This is a genomic window from Segatella copri (assembly GCF_003465495.1).
Taxonomy (GTDB): domain Bacteria; phylum Bacteroidota; class Bacteroidia; order Bacteroidales; family Bacteroidaceae; genus Prevotella; species Prevotella copri_G.
In genome coordinates this window covers 1-428 of sequence record NZ_QSAV01000072.1, presented here as the reverse complement: position 1 = coordinate 428, position 428 = coordinate 1, and the positions used below count along the sequence as shown (strand labels likewise).

General features: G+C 53.0%; 1 protein-coding gene. It reads left to right on the top strand.

What is annotated here, in order from left to right:
* The coding region (locus DWV53_RS14430; RefSeq protein WP_220432019.1) for a hypothetical protein at positions 1 to 428 on the top strand (428 nt) is incomplete at both ends.

Here is a 428-nt window from a genome sequence, read left to right as displayed (position 1 = left end):
CTTCGCCTGGCACGGAAGCCAATATGCCGTGGGCGAGCATCACGAGCACGAGGATGCCACCAAGGATAGCTACGCCAACGACACTTATATCAATGCCAGCCTAGAGAAGAATGGCAACTACACAATCTCCTGCGAGGTGATCAGCGTGATACCAAAGGAGACTGTGAAGAAGGTGATGGGCGGACTGATGGGTGCCTTCACGGAAGGACTGAAGGGCAAGAAGACCGAGGACGGCAAGGATCATGATGGCGACATCAAGGACTTGGACGACGAGTTTAAGAAGGAGATAGACAAGGCAGTTGACCAAGATGTCCAGACCTCGGAGTATCTCAGTGTGACCTGCTTCGAGGATGGCTGGCCTAGCAGCGTGTTGAAGCAAAATAAATCTGTGATGGCTGGCCGTGGCAAGCTGAAGCAGAAACTCATCG